Source organism: Enterobacter sp. GD03975 (genome assembly GCF_029838645.1).
GTDB lineage: Bacteria > Pseudomonadota > Gammaproteobacteria > Enterobacterales > Enterobacteriaceae > Enterobacter > Enterobacter quasihormaechei.
In genome coordinates this window covers 34,360-50,298 of sequence record NZ_JAOBZC010000010.1, presented here as the reverse complement: position 1 = coordinate 50,298, position 15,939 = coordinate 34,360, and the positions used below count along the sequence as shown (strand labels likewise).

Genomic DNA, 15,939 nt, shown 5'->3' with positions numbered 1-15,939 from the left:
GGTTATGCACTGCAATACTTTTTCTTAATCACCACCGCAATGGTACCCACCAGCCCAGCAACCAGCAGGAAGATCGGCAGCACCATCAGGAACGTCATCACCTGGTCTTCATGGCGCTTAACAAAGGGGATCATATTCAGCGCGTAGCCGAGCGTGGTGACCACGCCCACCCAGAGCAGGGCACTCAGCCAGTTGAAGAACTGGAAGCGGCGGTTAGACAGGCCTGAAATTCCCGCCATGGTTGGCAGCAGGGTACGCACAAACGCCAGAAAACGCCCGGCGAGCAGCGCCAGCAGGCCGTGGCGATCAAACATGCAGGTCGCACGCTGGTGGTATTTATGCGGCAGCTGCGCCAGCCAGCCCTTCACCACGCGGGTGTTTCCAAGCCAGCGCCCCTGCAAATAGCTCAGCCAGCAGCCGAGACTGGCCGCCGAGGTGAGGATCACCATTGTCGGTGCGAAGTCCATCACGCCCTTGCCGATTAACGCTCCTGCGAGCAGAAGCAGGCTGTCTCCGGGTAAAAATGAGGCTGGCAGTAGTCCATTTTCCAGAAACAGCGTCGCGAACATCACGAAATAGACAATCCCGACGACATGCGGGTCCGCCAGCGCGGCAAAATCGTGTTGCCAGAGCGCCGTGATGATATTTTGAATAACAGCCATGGACTTTCCTGTGGAACAGCAGATATAACGCTATTGTACTCCCAAATTTGCCTGTCGGGGTTGATCGCAGGCGCATCTCATACAGACTTTTCCGCTTGCGGTGTTCAGAATGGCTTCCGGGGAGTACATTTCAGCCAGCACTTTACACGATGCGCTCAAACCCTGCCGATAAATCCGCAATTAAATCGTCCACATTTTCCAGCCCGATATGCAGGCGGATTAAGGTCCCCTCAAAGTCCACCTCGCCGCCCGGGCGCAGCGCCGCAATCTGCTCCGGCTGGTTAGGCAGGATCAGCGATTCAAATCCACCCCAGGAATAGGCCATGCTGAAGAGGGTAAAGTGATCCAGATAGCGCGCCAGCTCGGCGTCATTCAGGCGCTTTTTAAGAACAAATGAGAACAGCCCGCTGCTGCCCGTAAAGTCACGTTGCCAGTATTCGTGGCCTTTGCTGCCCGGCAGCGCCGGATGGTTAACGCGCTCCACCTGCGGATGCAGTGCCAGCCACTGGGCAATTTGCAGGCTGCTTTCGTGGTGCTGACGCAGACGCACGCCGAGCGTACGGATGCCCCGGCTGGTCATGTAGGCGGTATCGGCATCCACCATCTGACCCATCAGGTAGGCGTTTTCACGCAGTTGATCCCAGCAGCGGGCGTTAGCTACCGCCGTACCGATCATGCCGTCGGAATGGCCAATCAGATATTTGGTCGCCGCCTGTATGGAGATATCAATATCAAAGTCCAGCGCTTTAAACAGCACGCCTGCCGCCCAGGTATTGTCGATCATGATAATCGCTTCCGGCGCGATACTGCGCACCGCGTTCACGATGGCCGGGACGTCATGCACTTCCATGGTGATGGAGCCGGGAGATTCCAGGAACACCACGCGCGTGTTGGGCTGAACAAGCCCGGCAATGCCTGACCCAATCAGCGGATCGAACCAGCTGGTGGTGACGCCGAGCTTGCTGAGAATTTTGGTGCAGAAGTCCTGGCTTGGCTCGTAGGCGGTATTGGTCATCAGGACGTGGTCGCCCTGTTCCACAAACGCCAGAATGGTATTGGCGACCGCCGCCGCGCCGCACGGGAACAGCGCGCAGCCCGCGCCGCCCTCCAGTTCGCACATGGCTTCCTGCAACGAGAAATGGGTTAGCGTGCCGCGACGACCGTAAAACAGCCCGCCCTTCGCGCGATTACGCGTGGCGATTTTTTTATCCTCGACGGTATCAAACACCAGCGAGGAGGCGCGCTGGATCACGCTGTTGACGGAGCCCTGGGTGTATTTCTTACTGCGTCCTGCCTGCACCAGCGTGGTCTCAAGCTGCTTTTTAGTCATGTTCGCTAACCCTATTTTTATACGTCTGGACGTCCAGACTACCATGATTGTCAGAATGTGCATCCGGATGCTTATCGAATAAGCAGAAAATATTATTAAAAATACGCATAAAAAATTTTTACTGCGTAAGCGCAAGGAAAGTGAGCGAAAATTACGGCACTATGTAAATACTAATGAGAACTACTATCAATTCGACGACGTTTTGATATTATTACGTTCAGATTTGTGATTTGCGTCCTGGAGATACAGAGTGGGTAATAATTTGATGCAGACGGATCTCTCCGTTTGGGGCATGTACCATCATGCTGACATCGTAGTTAAGATTGTGATGATCGGCCTGATTCTGGCGTCCGTGATCACCTGGGCTATCTTCTTCAGCAAGAGCGCCGAACTTCTTTCACAAAAACGTCGCCTCAAGCGTGAGCAGAAGCAGCTGGCAGAAGCCCGCTCTCTGGATCAGGCTTCTGATATCACCTCATCCTTCCATGCGAAAAGCCTGACCACCCTGTTAGTGAATGAAGCTCAGAACGAGCTGGAACTCTCCGCAGGCAGTGAAGATAACGAAGGCATTAAAGAGCGTACCGGGTTCCGTCTGGAGCGTCGCGTTGCAGCCGTAGGCCGTCATATGGGCCGCGGTAACGGCTACCTGGCGACTATCGGCGCCATCTCCCCGTTTGTCGGCCTGTTTGGTACCGTCTGGGGCATCATGAACAGCTTTATCGGTATCGCCCAGACGCAGACCACTAACCTTGCGGTCGTCGCGCCGGGTATCGCAGAAGCGCTGCTGGCAACGGCTATCGGTCTGGTTGCCGCTATCCCGGCGGTGGTTATCTATAACATCTTTGCGCGCATGATTGGCAGTTACAAAGCCACGCTGGGCGACGTTGCCGCGCAGGTTCTGCTGCTGCAAAGCCGCGACCTGGACCTGAACGCCAGCGCCGTTAAGCCGGTGCATGCGGCCTCCAAACTGCGCGTAGGTTGATTCTATGGCAATGCGTCTTAATGAAAATCTGGACGATAACGGTGAAATGCATGAAATCAACGTGACGCCGTTTATCGACGTCATGCTGGTTCTGCTGATTATCTTTATGGTTGCTGCGCCGCTGGCGACGGTGGACGTGAAGGTGAATCTGCCTGCGTCCTCCAGCCAGCCGCAGCCGCGTCCGGAAAAGCCTATCTACCTGTCGGTGAAGGCTGACAAGTCCATGTTCCTGGGCAACGACCCGGTGACGGATGCCTCGGTTATTCCGGCGCTGGACCAGCTGACCGGCGGCAAGAAAGACACCACCGTCTTCTTCCGCGCGGATAAAACCGTCGATTACGAAACCATGATGAAGGTAATGGACACGCTGCATCAGGCGGGTTACCTGAAGATTGGTCTGGTCGGCGAAGAGAAAGCGGCCGCGAAGTAAAACGAAGGCTTTTGCCGCCTTCCGTGCCGGGTGGCGGCTTCGCCTTACCCGGCCTACAATCTCAGGCTAGCGCTGCCGGGCGAACCACGTTGTCAGCAGTCGGAAGATGTTGTCGGCGCCTCTTCATCGAGCGCCACGCAGGTGACGTTTGATGTGCGATAGTTGCCTTCCGAGAGTTTACGGGTCAGGCGCAGGGTAGCGGTTTCGCGTGCCAGCAGGTACTGATAGCTCGCCTCCAGCCGCCCGAGGATCTTCTCCTTCAGCTCAGGGCGCTGTTCAATAATGGCGTTCATCACCGCGCCGTAAATTTCCTCTTTGACCTGCAAGGCATAAATCTCCCGGCGGTTCTGCCATTTCAGGCGTACCAGCGTGGCCGGAATTGAAATTAAATCCTGCGTAATTCGCGTCATCTCGTCATTTTTTATCTTTTTGAGGGCGTCGAGATTTTGCTTTAAGATAAATTCATCGCTTTTCTTATCATCTAAAGTCAAATAAACGTTATTACCGGTATCATCATTCACGTTAATCTTCCCCCAGCTGATAAAAAATGGGATTGTTTTTTTCACGCGTAATTAAATTAAGCCAAATTTCATTGCCTGCTTCATTTATTTGCTGCGTTTTCTCGGCCATTATTTGACTTAAAGTCTGGGCATCTATTTCCCCTTCGGCCTGTAAATCATTCAGCAGATGAACCAGAGCTTCAATCTTGATGGCCCGAAATAAACGTTCTTTTAAATGGCGATCGTGCTCTTCCAGCACCATATTACGAGATTTGCCGGTGCGCGAAACACCAATTAATATGTCGGCTTCGTAGTCGGAGAGTTTTCTTTTTCCTTGAGTGAAATTCGCCTCTTTATCTGCTTCCGTCGAAGGCTGTTCCACAGGCGTAATGTGGTACTTTGCCGGGACAATATTGTCGGGCAGCATTTTAATTTCCTTTAATTTCAAAAGGGTGGGGTTGGAAAAAGGGTGAGATTCGTTGACAATAACATGAGGCAATTTTAAAATCAAAAAAAATGGAGCCTACCCATGAACAGCATTTTCTTTACGGTCATAACGTTACTATTACTGACCGCTGGCGTGCTTTTATTGATGCAAGAGTTCAATAAAACGAAAGTGTCAAAAGACGTCAGTGAACCGCCGCAGCCTGAATTGATGTCCAAAGAGGAGGGGGAAGATCATTTCTCCGTATTGATGAACGCCGTAACGCCGGTGTGGTACTGGCGGGTGAATCACGAATATATCGATTTTCTTCATGCGACAATTAAGCGGATGAAAATGTCCGACATTAATGACACGCCCGGCCTGTTCGATGCGCAGCGCCGCTGTAGCGACCTTAATTCAGCCGTCTATAAATATTATGACAATATCAAAAAGCGCTGTCTGAATGGTGAGAAGGTGTCGTACTCCGATTTGGACGTATTAAATTTGCGCCAGTGTTTTCGCGAGTTTAGCCTGGAAGCCTACCCGGAACTGGTTGCGCTGGTCTGGCCGGAGTATGCGCGCCCGGATGTAGATCCCAACGATGTGTAGTTGAGATATACTGAGCGCTGGTTTCGTTTGCAGACAGGATTTTATGGAACGCTTTTTTGAAAACGCAATGTATGCCTCTCGCTGGCTGCTCGCACCCGTCTATTTTGGTCTTTCCCTGGCGCTGGTCGCTCTGACGATCAAGTTCTTCCAGGAGATTTTCCACGTCCTGCCAAACATTTTCTCCGTGGCAGAAGCCGATTTGATTCTGGTTCTGCTGTCGCTGGTGGATATGACGCTGGTGGGGGGATTACTGGTGATGGTGATGTTCTCCGGTTATGAGAATTTCGTCTCTCAGCTTGATATCGCCGAGCATAAAGAAAAGCTCAGCTGGCTGGGGAAAATGGACGCCTCCTCGCTGAAAAATAAAGTCGCGGCGTCAATTGTGGCGATTTCGTCTATTCACCTGTTACGCGTTTTTATGGACGCGAAGAACGTCCCGGACAATAAGCTAATGTGGTATGTCATTATCCACCTGACGTTTGTGCTGTCGGCGTTTGTGATGGGGTATCTGGATAAGATCAGTAAGAAATAATTTTACCACGCCCCTCACCCTAACCCTCTTCCTGTGGGAGAGGGCCGGGGTGAGGGCAGCAGGCGCGCTATTTATCCGACGACGCCTGCCACAAATTCAGTTCACCGTCCGCCACGTGCTGGTCAATCCGCGTCAGTTCATCTTCGGTAAAGCGCAGGTTATTCAGCGCCTGCACGTTCTCTTCCAGCTGCTCCGGGCGGCTCGCACCAATGAGCACCGACGTTACGCGCGCGTCTTTCAACAGCCAGCTTAGCGCCATCTGCGCCATCGTCTGCCCGCGTGCGTGCGCCATTTCATTCAGCAGACGAAGGCTACTCAGGTTAGCTTCCGTCAGCATGTTCTCCGTCAGGCCGCGCACTTTCTTCCCTTCCCGCTGCATGCGTGAACCGTCCGGAATACCATTCAGGTATTTACCGGTCAGCAGGCCCTGCGCCAGCGGGGTAAAGGCGATACAGCCCGTTCCGTTTTTCTCCAGCGCGTCCAGCAGGCCAGTTTTGTCGACCCAGCGGTTAAGCAGGTTGTAAGACGGCTGGTGGATCAAAAGCGGGATCTTCCACTCGCGCAGCAATTCGGCCATCGCCGTCGTGCGTTCCGTGGAGTAAGACGAAATGCCGACATACAGCGCTTTTCCGCTCTGCACCGCGTGTGCCAGCGCGGCGGCGGTCTCTTCCATCGGCGTGTGTTCGTCAACGCGGTGAGAATAGAAAATATCCACATACTCCACGCCCATGCGTTTCAGGCTCTGGTCGAGGCTGGCGAGCAGATATTTACGTGAACCGCCCGAACCATACGGCCCTGGCCACATGTCGTAGCCCGCTTTGGTGGAGATAATCAGCTCGTCGCGATAACCGGCAAAATCTTCCCGCAGCAGGCGGCCAAAATTCTCTTCAGCGCTGCCCGCAGGAGGGCCGTAGTTATTGGCAAGGTCAAAATGGGTAATGCCGAGATCGAAGGCTTTACGCAGCAGCGTACGCTGGGAATCGAGCGCCTGAACGTGACCGAAGCTGTGCCACAGGCCCAGCGACAGCGCCGGTAAGCGCAGGCCACTTTTGCCGCAGTATCGGTACTGCATATTTTCGTATCGGCCGGAGTAAGGGTGCCAGGACATGATGTCTCCTTTCTTATCGGTGAATTTTCGAAACAGCGTTTTATTCTAAGCCTATCAAATCATAAATCGTGGAGATAAGCGACGACGCGCCTGACTAGCAAGAATTTTCCGCACGAGCTGATTGATTATGATGACTATTATGCCCACGCTATGACCAGCCCGAAGCCTAGCTGGCTGGTCGAGAACGTTAAGCTGGTTTAAAAAGCATATGGAATAATAAGCACTGCTTAAATAAATCATCACAAGGGGTTATCTTTTCCCCTGTCCCTGCCGATAACGAGGATAGCACTCGCCTCTGGGCGAATTCACCCTCACGGCAAGGAACACTCAATGAACATGCTTCGTAATTTCACCATCCGTTTCGTCATGCTGACGATACTGGGGATCTTTTGTGTCATGTGGGCGGGCGTAGGGCTTTACAGCACCTGGTCTCTGTCCCGCGTTTCTGATGGTAACGACGTTGACCGTCAGCTGGTCCGGCAAATGACGGTATTGAGCCAGGGTAACGATCAGTATTTTCGCTTTGTCACCCGCCTGAGCCGCGCGATGGACGTTAAAGCGGCGGGCGGCACGCCGGACCTGGCTTCCGCCCAGCAGGCTCTGGATAACATGAGCAAAAAGCTGGCGGAGATGAAGGCCATCTCCCCGGGCCCGATGGATGAAAAGGTCTCTGCGCAGGTCATTTCCACCTGGCAAGCGCTGCTCGATCGGGGCGTTACGCCGCAGATGGCGCAGGCGAAGCAGGCGACGCTCGAAGGCTATCGTCAGCAGGCCAACAACGTCACGCCGCCGCTGAGCCGCGCGTTTGGCGCCGCGGTTGAGAACTTTAACAATTCTGCGGTGACGGCGCTCGACAGTACGCGCGTGGTGGTCGACAGCCTCACCAGCATAACCCGGACGGTGATCGTTACCGCCACGATCGTCGGTCTGCTGATCCTGCTCTTCACCGACCGCTACCTGGTGGCGCTGCTGGTGAAGCCGCTGGAACGCATCCGCCAGCAGTTCCGTCAGATTGCGCAGGGCGATCTTAGCCAGCCGATTGAGCCCATTGGCCGCAACTGCGTGGGCCAGCTGGTGCCGCTGCTGAGCGCCATGCAGGACAGCCTGCGTGAGGCGGTCAGCACCATCCGTTCCGGCAGCGAGAATATCTGGCGCGGGGCAACGGAGATCTCCAGCGGGAATAACGATCTCTCTTCGCGTACCGAAGAGCAGGCTGCTGCGCTGGAAGAGACGGCGGCGAGCATGGAGCAGCTTACCGCAACCGTGAAGCTGAACGCCGAAAGCGCACGCCAGGCCAGCCAGCTGGCGGACATTGCCTCCGGCACGGCCAGCCGCGGCGGTTCGCTGGTCGACGAGGTCGTCACCACCATGAGCGGCATCTCAGCCAGCTCGAAGAAGATTGCTGAAATCACCTCCGTGATTAACAGTATCGCCTTCCAGACCAACATTCTGGCGCTTAACGCCGCGGTCGAGGCGGCCCGGGCAGGGGAGCAGGGGCGTGGCTTTGCGGTCGTTGCGGGTGAGGTGCGTAATCTGGCCAGCCGCAGCGCGAACGCGGCAAAGGAGATCGAAGGGCTGATTGCAGATTCCGTTTCCCGCGTGGCGCAGGGGGCGCAGCTGGTGAACGATACCGGCACGACGATGGAAGCCATCCTGCGGGACGTGACGGAGGTGACCGTCATTATGAAGCAGATCGCCACCGCGTCAGAGGAGCAGAGTAAAGGCATTTCGCAGGTGGGCGTGGCCATCACCCAGATGGACGGCGTGACCCAGCAGAACGCCTCGCTGGTGGAGCAGGTTTCCGCCGCCGCCGCCGCACTGGAGCGGCAGACTGAAGAGCTTCAGCGCTCAGTGCAGAAGTTCCGTCTCTCCGCGTAACATCATCGCGTCAGGCCGTCACTGGCGGCCTGACGTTTATCGCTCTGAATCATCTGTGTCACCTGCGACAGCTGGCCGATTTTCACTTCGCTTGCCCGCATAAGTTTACTTTTATCGATCAGCAGCAGCGACTGGCTGGCGCGGCTTAACAGCAGCGCCTTAAAGCCCGCGTTGTGCTCGGAAGGATCCCAAAGGACGCCATGCTCATCGACCCCTTCACACGAGAAGATAAACAGATCGATCTCCAGCCCTTTTAGCTGCGTCACCAGCGCCGGATTAACATAGCAGCGATACTTACGCTCAAGCGTTCCGCCGGAACAGATAAGCGTGATCCGCTCGCGCTTCGCCATCTCGTGGCAGATAGGCAGGCTATTGGTAAACACGGTGAGTTCGATATCCGGAAGCTGGCGCGCCAGATGAAAGCAGGTCGAACTGGCATCAAGGGCAATGGTCATCCCTTCGCTGATCCAGCCTAGCGCGTGGCGGGCAATATCGGCTTTGTCGGCATAATGGCTTTTCAGCCGTGCGCCAAAGGGTTCACCGCTGTCGCGGCTATCGGGATGAATCAGACGCGCCCGTCCGTGCTGACGCAGCAGCTTCCCCTGCTGCTGCAACGACTTCAGATCCCGGCGGATTGTCTCTTTACTGACGGAGAGCTTCTCAGCCAGCACATCGGTGGTCAGCCAGTCGCTTTTACTCAGCAAAGCGATAAGGCGCTGCTGTCGGGTTGCTTTCAGCGTCTGGTCTGACATACGAGGTTCCTTGCGCACGCGTGCTGACTCACTTTTCTCATCGCAGAAGAAGGGCGGCGAACCGCCCGGCCATCCGTCAGGCCTGACGTTTATCTTCCGTCTGGGTATCGAAGTCGCTCGCTGAATGGCGCTCATGCAACTGCTCGCTCAGCTCGCCGTTAGTGCGGTTAACGATGCGCCCGCGTTTAACCCCAGGGCGATTCGCCATATCTTTTGCCCAGCGCTGCACGTTGGTGTACTTCCCGGCGTCGAGGAACTCGGCGGCGTTGTAAACGCTGCCCAGCGCCACGCAGCCAAACCACGGCCAGATCGCCATATCGGCGATGGTGTACTCTTCGCCTGCCACGTAGCGGCCGCGCGCCAGCTGTTTGTCCAGCACGTCGAACAGGCGTTTAGCTTCCATGGTGAAGCGATCGATAGCGTACTCAATCTTCACCGGCGCATAGTTGTAGAAGTGGCCGAAACCGCCGCCGAGGAACGGGGCCGCGCCCTGTAACCAGAACAGCCAGTTCAGGGTTTCCGTTCGACCAGCCGGATCTTTTGGCAGGAAGTGACCAAACTTTTCGGCCAGATAGAGCAGGATATTGCCGGATTCAAAGACGCGCGTCGGCGGGGTGGTGGAGTGGTCACGCAGCGCCGGGATCTTCGAGTTCGGGTTCACGTCGACAAACCCGCTGGAGAACTGATCGCCCTCACCGATGCGGATTAGCCATGCGTCGTATTCCGCACCCGTCACGCCCAGCGCCAGCAGCTCTTCCAGCATGATGGTAACTTTCTGTCCATTCGGCGTACCCAGAGAGTACAGCTGGAGCGGGTGCGCGCCCACGGGGAGCTCTTTCTCGTGCGTGGCGCCCGAGACGGGACGGTTGATATTGGCGAACGCGCCGCCGTTATTCTGTTTCCATTCCCACACTTTCGGTGGCTGATAGGTATTTTCGGACATGTTGGCCTGCCTTTTTGGTGTTGTGTTGAGGCAGTGTAGCAGGAGATATAGGAACCGTTTAACGATGCGAGCGTAATGGTCAGGCCGGGTGTATGATAACGCCACCTCTGTCAGTTAATTACAACGTGCAGACGACGACAACCCCACAAAAAATTGCCGCCTGCCTGTTTTAGGTTGGACACATGCGTAAAGGAACGTTAAGCAGTGACGCACCCTTCGGGACGTTATTAGGTTATGCGCCGGGTGGCGTGGCGATTTACTCTTCAAATTATGGCAGTCTCGATCCGCGCCACTACCCGGAAGACGCGGAGTTTCGCAGCTATATCGGCAACGAATACATGGGCCATAAATGGCAGTGCGTTGAGTTTGCGCGCCGCTTCCTGTTTCTCAACCACGGGTTTGTCTTTACCGACGTCGGGATGGCGTGGGAGATCTTCTCTCTTCGTTTTTTACGCCAGGTGGTGAACGACAACATTCTGCCGTTACAGGCCTTTGCCAATGGCTCGAAGCGCGCGCCGCAGGCCGGGGCGCTGCTTATCTGGCAAAAGGGCGGTGAGTTTCAGGAGACCGGACACGTGGCCGTCATCACCCAGCTGCTGGACGACAGGGTGCGCATTGCGGAGCAGAACGTGATCCATGCTCCGCTGCCGCTGGGGCAGCAGTGGACGCGCGAGCTGCGTCTGAGCGTTGAAAACGGCTGCTATACGCTTCATGACACGTTCAGCGATACCGAGATCCTCGGCTGGATGATCCAGACGGAGGAGACTGAACACAGCATTCCTCAGCCGGAGATCGACGGTGAGCTGCTGAAAATCAGCGGCGCGCGGCTGAAGAACAGCCGTCAGTTTGACGGGAAATGGCTCAATGAAAACGACGCCCTGCAACAGGCGTACGTTCGCGCCAACGGCCACGTTATCAACAAAGATCCCTGCCAGTACTTCACCATTACCGAAAGCGCCGAGCAGGAGCTGATCAAAGCCACCAACGAATTGCACCTGATGTACCTCCACGCCACCGACAAGGTGCTGAAAGACGACAATCTCCTCGCGCTTTTCGACATCCCGAAAATCCTCTGGCCGCGCCTGCGCCTCTCCTGGCAGTGGCGTCGTCACCATATGATCACCGGTCGTATGGATTTCTGCATGGATGAGCGCGGCATCAAGGTTTACGAGTACAACGCGGATTCCGCCTCCTGCCATACCGAGGGCGGGCTCATTCTCGAAGAGTGGGTGAAAAACGGCTATCGCGGCACCGGCCACAATCCGGCGGAAGGCTTGCTGGAGGAGCTGACCGGCGCGTGGAAGCACAGCCACGCGCGGCCGTTCGTGCATATCATGCAGGACAACGATACTGAAGAGGATTACCACGCGCTCTTTATTCAGCGCTCGCTGATCCAGGCCGGGTTTGAAACCAAAATCCTCCATGGCCTGGGCGCGCTGAGCTGGGATGCCGCCGGGCAACTGATTGATGATGAAGGCCGTCACGTCAACTGCGTATGGAAAACCTGGGCGTGGGAAACGGCGATTGAGCAGATCCGCGAGGTGAGCGAAACCGAGTACGCCGCCGTGCCTATCCGCACCGGACACCCGCAGGGTGAAGTACGCCTGATCGACGTCCTTCTGCGCCCGGAAGTGCTGGTCTTCGAACCGCTGTGGACGGTGATCCCCGGTAACAAGGCGATTCTGCCGGTGCTGTGGCAGCTGTTCCCGCACCACCGCTATCTGCTGGATACCGACTTTGAGGTGAACGACCTGCTGAAGCAGACCGGTTACGCCATTAAGCCTATTGCCGGGCGCTGCGGGAGCAACATCGACCTCATCAGCGCTCAGGATGAGTTGCTGGATAAATCCAGCGGCAAGTTTGTCGATCGTAAAAATATCTATCAGCAGCTGTGGTGCCTGCCGAAGGTTGACGGCAAATACATTCAGGTCTGCACCTTTACCGTGGGCGGGAACTATGGCGGAACCTGTCTGCGCGGGGATGACTCGCTGGTGGTGAAAAAAGAGAGCGATATTGAACCGCTGATTGTGGTGAAAGATAAGTAATTCATACCCGCGACAAAAAGCCCCCGTCGGATAACCTGCGGGGGCTTTTTCTTACGCTTCTTCCTCGTCCTGCTGTTCGCTAATCTTGAGATCAATGATGCGGCCGATCTGGTCATGATAGACCGTCAGCAGGTTGTACTGGCTCATCTCCGAGATAAGCTGCGGTGAGACGTCAAAGCTTCTGGCAAGCTCGTCATGGTGCAAATAGCCCGCACGACGGCGTCTTACGTGGGTACGTCGACGATTGTACTGATACCATAAAATCAGCAGCCAGCCGTTGAGCACGGCGAGCAGCAAATAAATTAGCACCGTGTTAAAGGAAGCAATGATGTCTCCCCACCGGTAATCGCTCTCTTCAGTTAACTGCATCCACAGCCGGGCATACAGAAAAAACAGAAATCCTCCCCACGCCAGCAGCGTTAACGCGGTATCGAAAAGGCGTGGGAGCAGCCGGTGTTCAGTCAAAATTAAGGTATTTTCGTTCATTGAAGACGTCCTTTTCCCCGGTCCGGGCTGATCCAGCGTGCGCGTGCGCGCTGGCGCTTAAGCATAACTTTTGGAAATGCAACAAGGGTGGTGAACAGGCCAATCATCCAGTAGACCATCGGGAACCAAATCACCCAGAAAAGCGAGCTCGCCACTTTTCGCTCATACCGCCGCTCGATGTACAGGCTGACAAGGAACTGCATCAGGCACATAACGCCCAGCAATAGCCCGGTAAACGCCGGTGGAAAGAGGGTTTCAACGGTCAGGTTGGCGGGCACCGGCGTGACATGGCTGATGAGGAATAACAGTACCGTCACCGCGTAAGCAAACGCCCACAGCGTTGACAGCGCGTACTCCATAAACAGGGGCCACATGCGATGGTGCTCCCAGCGCACTATTCTGCGAAGGTTGACCAGAAACACCTCCGCGCCGCCCTGCGCCCAGCGCAGACGCTGTTTCCACAGGCCTTTGAGGGTCTCCGGCATCAGGATCCAGCACAGCGCCCGCGGCTCGAAAAAAATATCCCAGTGGCGCAGCTGGAGCTTCCAGCTGATGTCGATGTCTTCCGTGATCATGTCCGGACTCCAGTACCCGACGTCCGCCAGCGCCTGGCGGCGAAAGGCGGCGATCACGCCCGAGACGGTAAAGACCCGGCCATAAATCCGCTGCGTCCGTTTGATAAGCCCAATGATGGATGAGAACTCGCCCACCTGAATACGGCCAATCAGCGTCGAGCGCGTGCGAATGCGCGGGTTCCCGGTGACGGCCCCAACGTGCGGATACTGGATCAGCGGCGCCACCAGATACGCCGCCGTGTCGCGGTCAAGCAGGGCGTCGCCGTCAATGCAGACCAGCAGATCGCCACGGGCCGCCGCTGCCCCGGCCTTGAGCGCAACGGCTTTCCCCTGGTTCTCCGCGAGGTTAATCACCCGCAAGCGCGGCTGCTCCAGCGCGAGCTGGTGCAGCTCCCGGGCGGTGTTGTCGGAAGAACCGTCGTTAATGGCGATAACTTCAATATTTTCATACCGTTGAGCCAGCGCTGCGCTGATGGTCTCTCTGGCATTCCTTTCCTCGTTGAAACAGGGAATAAGGATGGAAATTAACGGCTCACCGGCGAGCATCGGGGCTGGCGTTTCTTTGCCCCACGGCCAGCGTCGTTCGAGCTGAAACCAGAAGTAGAGACCGCCGGTTATCCACAATACGGACATGAACAGCGGCCAGAAGAACACAAAATCCAGGATCAGCTCGCCTGTAAACAGGGCGGCAACGCCTAATGGCAGCCCGAACACCAGACATAAAATAGAGAATGCGATAATGCGATCAGTCATTGTCAGGATACCAGTAGGAAGATAATTCAGGCCTGATGCGGGACATAGCAGGCTGGTTGTTAATGAAATCGTCGGGGTAGTAACCGTAGTTTTTGACGCCGTTCAGCTGGAGCACGCGCATCCACTCCACCAGACGTTCGTCGGGAACGGGGCGTTGCGGTGTTTGCGACCAGTCTCTCGCCTGGAGTTCAAAAATGGTCTTATTGAGCGCGCCGGGCCGCGCGGCGACGGCTTTAACCAAACGCGTAAGCCATGCATTGCTCTCCTCTACCGGGACGGACTCCATCAGGGGCATTGCCATCGGTACCGTCCAGTCATAGGCCGCCAGAAAATCATCAAGATTCTGCGCAAACCACGCTTCGCTTTCGGGTTGCAGAATGGGCAAGACGAACATATTCCGCGCGGTTTTAATTTGCGGACCACGAATGTCCTTTACCGCCTGGCTTAAGGCCTGGGTGAACCCAATAAGCAGCTGGCTCCTCTGGCGCGCGGTATCCTGCCCGGCATCGTCAACGTCCGTCAGCACCGCATCGTCATGGAACACAATCCCGTTGAAGCTGGCATGCCGGGCTAAATCTTCATAGATTTCCGTCACCTGCTGGCGAACCTGCGGGTTCCATGGCGAAAGCCTGATATAGGGATCGGTGGCCTCGTGCAATGCGCCTGTCTGACGATCCCGACGCTGAACGCGCGGCAGGGAAGGATCGAGATCGAACGAGAGCACCGGCATCCACGCGAAGACCTTCACGCCCGCCCGGGTCTGAAGCTGCCAGGAGACAAAATTAAAGAGATCGGTCCGAACCGGAAGCCGGCGGTTGGGGAAATAGAGCGCTTTGATTTTGCCGTCGCCCTGCGGGTCGGCAAAGGCCTGGAGGAAAACATGGCTTATTTTCATGTCGTAGACCCGCTGGACCAGCTTGTTGATATTCTGGGCCTGCTGAGCCGGGTCGGGATCGTAAACGTAGTCGAGATCGACGTGCATGACGCGCACGGGATCGTGCTCCTGGATCTGGCTGACCGTACTGGCGAAGGTTTTGAGCGAGGGATTCCCGGAAATCAGCAGGCGGGGAATGCTGCTGAGATTGCCCACGTCGCCCAGTCCGTCCTCCAGAGTAAAGGCCAGCCGGTAGCCCTCTTTTTTGGCAATAGACAGTGACGTGCCGTTGGCTGCTCCGTACGGCCAGACCCAGGCGCGCGGCGCTTTTCCGGTTACCTGAGTTATTTTATCCGTCACCTTGCGCACGTCATCGCCGATCCGCTGGCTGAACTGTGCGTCAGTTTCATAGCGCCCCGTCGCTTTATCATAAAAGCGGCTGGCGATGGCCGGTTCACGGCTGCCCTGTGGGTTGGCCGGAATGCCGTAATGTGAGGCCCAGGTATGCGCGCCGATTTCAACCAGCGGGGAGCGGCTTAACTCGCGCACCATATCCCACGTCGCGAACCGATCGCGGGGCGTCATCAGACCGCCGAAGTTAACCTTTTGATTTGACGGCGTATCCACCCAGCTGCCCACCGGCGCCCACAGCGCAGGAACGTTCCATGCCTGAAGCAGCGGCCAGACGCGGGTATAAAAGCTGCTGTAGCCATCGTCAAAGCTGAGCAAAACGGCTTTCTGCGGCAGCGTTTTCTTTCCGTCATGGGCATCAAGAATGTCCTGCACGCTGATGGCGTGATAGCCGTTATGCAAAAGCCAGCTAATCTGCTCGTTTAACGCGCTGGTGCGAACGGAGAGGTAGCGCTGATCGGCGGCATCATCTTCAACGTCGTGATAGGCGAGCACCAGAAACTGGTTTTTCGGCCAGGGTTTGCTTGCCTCCTGCTGCGGCCTTTCTTTGGGCGCAATAAACGAGATCGCCTGCGCGTAAACGCTCGCACTGAGGCAGAGACAGGCGGTGAGTAACAGTCTCACTGAAAAACGTGTGTTCAGCAT

The 15,939-nt window shown here is 56.1% G+C and carries 16 protein-coding genes; 6 read left to right on the top strand and 10 right to left on the bottom strand.

Annotated elements, in window-relative coordinates; translation table 11 throughout:
- Positions 1-2 precede the first annotated feature (2 nt).
- Entirely contained in the window at positions 3-662 is a 660-nt protein-coding gene (yghB, locus tag N5C09_RS15930) for a DedA family general envelope maintenance protein YghB (RefSeq protein WP_023323743.1), read from the bottom strand.
- 142 nt (positions 663-804) lie between these two features.
- The gene (gene metC, locus N5C09_RS15925; protein WP_063867770.1) at positions 805-1,992 is read right to left on the bottom strand and encodes a cystathionine beta-lyase; all 1,188 of its coding nucleotides are present in this window, start codon (positions 1,990-1,992) and stop codon (positions 805-807) included.
- Positions 1,993-2,242: 250 nt separating this feature from the next.
- Here metC and exbB point away from each other — a divergent pair, with 250 nt between their 5' ends.
- Positions 2,243-2,974 (top strand): tol-pal system-associated acyl-CoA thioesterase, encoded by a 732-nt coding sequence (gene exbB, locus N5C09_RS15920; RefSeq protein WP_063451187.1) that lies wholly within the window; start codon positions 2,243-2,245, stop codon positions 2,972-2,974.
- A 4-nt stretch (positions 2,975-2,978) separates the two neighbouring features.
- Positions 2,979-3,404, top strand: coding sequence for a TonB system transport protein ExbD (gene exbD, locus N5C09_RS15915; protein ID WP_001251472.1), 426 nt, complete (start codon positions 2,979-2,981; stop codon positions 3,402-3,404).
- A gap of 92 nt (positions 3,405-3,496) precedes the next feature.
- On the opposite strand, the gene N5C09_RS15910 is transcribed toward exbD, so the two are convergent.
- Complete coding sequence (locus N5C09_RS15910; protein ID WP_279749408.1) at positions 3,497-3,925, bottom strand: cytoplasmic protein; 429 nt, start codon at positions 3,923-3,925, stop codon at positions 3,497-3,499.
- A 1-nt stretch (position 3,926) separates the two neighbouring features.
- On the bottom strand, positions 3,927-4,331 hold the full coding sequence (locus tag N5C09_RS15905; protein WP_063867777.1) for a hypothetical protein: 405 nt from the start codon (positions 4,329-4,331) through the stop codon (positions 3,927-3,929).
- Between the two features lie 102 nt (positions 4,332-4,433).
- Here N5C09_RS15905 and N5C09_RS15900 point away from each other — a divergent pair, with 102 nt between their 5' ends.
- Complete coding sequence (locus tag N5C09_RS15900; RefSeq protein WP_131636393.1) at positions 4,434-4,937, top strand: RNA helicase; 504 nt, start codon at positions 4,434-4,436, stop codon at positions 4,935-4,937.
- A 43-nt stretch (positions 4,938-4,980) separates the two neighbouring features.
- On the top strand, positions 4,981-5,469 hold the full coding sequence (locus N5C09_RS15895) for a TIGR00645 family protein (protein ID WP_003862473.1): 489 nt from the start codon (positions 4,981-4,983) through the stop codon (positions 5,467-5,469).
- Between the two features lie 67 nt (positions 5,470-5,536).
- Here N5C09_RS15895 and N5C09_RS15890 read toward each other — a convergent pair whose 3' ends face one another.
- A complete protein-coding gene (locus N5C09_RS15890) occupies positions 5,537-6,577 on the bottom strand; it encodes an aldo/keto reductase (protein WP_063867782.1) in 1,041 nt (346 codons plus the stop codon).
- Positions 6,578-6,907: 330 nt separating this feature from the next.
- Here N5C09_RS15890 and N5C09_RS15885 point away from each other — a divergent pair, with 330 nt between their 5' ends.
- Complete coding sequence (locus N5C09_RS15885) at positions 6,908-8,455, top strand: methyl-accepting chemotaxis protein (RefSeq protein ID WP_064909947.1); 1,548 nt, start codon at positions 6,908-6,910, stop codon at positions 8,453-8,455.
- 2 nt (positions 8,456-8,457) lie between these two features.
- On the opposite strand, the gene fucR is transcribed toward N5C09_RS15885, so the two are convergent.
- Complete coding sequence (fucR, locus tag N5C09_RS15880) at positions 8,458-9,192, bottom strand: L-fucose operon activator (RefSeq protein WP_063867940.1); 735 nt, start codon at positions 9,190-9,192, stop codon at positions 8,458-8,460.
- Between the two features lie 91 nt (positions 9,193-9,283).
- On the bottom strand, positions 9,284-10,150 hold the full coding sequence (yghU, locus tag N5C09_RS15875; protein ID WP_279749407.1) for a glutathione-dependent disulfide-bond oxidoreductase: 867 nt from the start codon (positions 10,148-10,150) through the stop codon (positions 9,284-9,286).
- 182 nt (positions 10,151-10,332) lie between these two features.
- On the opposite strand from yghU, the gene gss reads away from it, so the two are divergent.
- Positions 10,333-12,195: a bifunctional glutathionylspermidine amidase/synthase gene (gss, locus tag N5C09_RS15870; protein WP_279749406.1), complete on the top strand. Its 1,863-nt coding sequence runs from the start codon at positions 10,333-10,335 to the stop codon at positions 12,193-12,195.
- 51 nt (positions 12,196-12,246) lie between these two features.
- Here the strand turns inward: gss and pgaD are convergent, their stop codons facing one another.
- From pgaD to pgaB, 3 genes are read right to left on the bottom strand one after another with little or no spacing between them, the layout of a single operon-like run.
- Positions 12,247-12,681 carry a poly-beta-1,6-N-acetyl-D-glucosamine biosynthesis protein PgaD gene (gene pgaD / locus N5C09_RS15865; RefSeq protein WP_279749404.1) on the bottom strand — a complete coding sequence of 145 codons (435 nt, stop codon included), beginning with the start codon at positions 12,679-12,681 and terminating at the stop codon, positions 12,247-12,249.
- On the bottom strand, positions 12,678-14,009 hold the full coding sequence (gene pgaC / locus N5C09_RS15860) for a poly-beta-1,6-N-acetyl-D-glucosamine synthase (RefSeq protein WP_279749403.1): 1,332 nt from the start codon (positions 14,007-14,009) through the stop codon (positions 12,678-12,680). The genes pgaD and pgaC overlap by 4 nt, the downstream gene beginning before the upstream one ends.
- Complete coding sequence (gene pgaB / locus N5C09_RS15855) at positions 14,002-15,939, bottom strand: poly-beta-1,6-N-acetyl-D-glucosamine N-deacetylase PgaB (RefSeq protein ID WP_279749402.1); 1,938 nt, start codon at positions 15,937-15,939, stop codon at positions 14,002-14,004. Before pgaB ends, pgaC begins: the two co-directional genes overlap by 8 nt.

Excerpts from the sequence above, each read along its gene's own strand:
- N5C09_RS15890 (WP_063867782.1), bottom strand. The coding sequence starts at position 6,577 with ATGTCCTGGCACCCTTACTCCGGCCGATACGAAAATATGCAGTACCGA.
- yghU (WP_279749407.1), bottom strand. The coding sequence starts at position 10,150 with ATGTCCGAAAATACCTATCAGCCACCGAAAGTGTGGGAATGGAAACAG.
- pgaB (WP_279749402.1), bottom strand. The coding sequence starts at position 15,939 with ATGCTGAACACACGTTTTTCAGTGAGACTGTTACTCACCGCCTGTCTC.
- N5C09_RS15895 (WP_003862473.1), top strand. The coding sequence starts at position 4,981 with ATGGAACGCTTTTTTGAAAACGCAATGTATGCCTCTCGCTGGCTGCTC.
- N5C09_RS15900 (WP_131636393.1), top strand. The coding sequence starts at position 4,434 with ATGAACAGCATTTTCTTTACGGTCATAACGTTACTATTACTGACCGCT.
- N5C09_RS15885 (WP_064909947.1), top strand. The coding sequence starts at position 6,908 with ATGAACATGCTTCGTAATTTCACCATCCGTTTCGTCATGCTGACGATA.
- N5C09_RS15905 (WP_063867777.1), bottom strand. The coding sequence starts at position 4,331 with ATGCTGCCCGACAATATTGTCCCGGCAAAGTACCACATTACGCCTGTG.
- pgaD (WP_279749404.1), bottom strand. The coding sequence starts at position 12,681 with ATGAACGAAAATACCTTAATTTTGACTGAACACCGGCTGCTCCCACGC.
- yghB (WP_023323743.1), bottom strand. The coding sequence starts at position 662 with ATGGCTGTTATTCAAAATATCATCACGGCGCTCTGGCAACACGATTTT.
- exbD (WP_001251472.1), top strand. The coding sequence starts at position 2,979 with ATGGCAATGCGTCTTAATGAAAATCTGGACGATAACGGTGAAATGCAT.
- gss (WP_279749406.1), top strand. The coding sequence starts at position 10,333 with ATGCGTAAAGGAACGTTAAGCAGTGACGCACCCTTCGGGACGTTATTA.
- metC (WP_063867770.1), bottom strand. The coding sequence starts at position 1,992 with ATGACTAAAAAGCAGCTTGAGACCACGCTGGTGCAGGCAGGACGCAGT.
- pgaC (WP_279749403.1), bottom strand. The coding sequence starts at position 14,009 with ATGACTGATCGCATTATCGCATTCTCTATTTTATGTCTGGTGTTCGGG.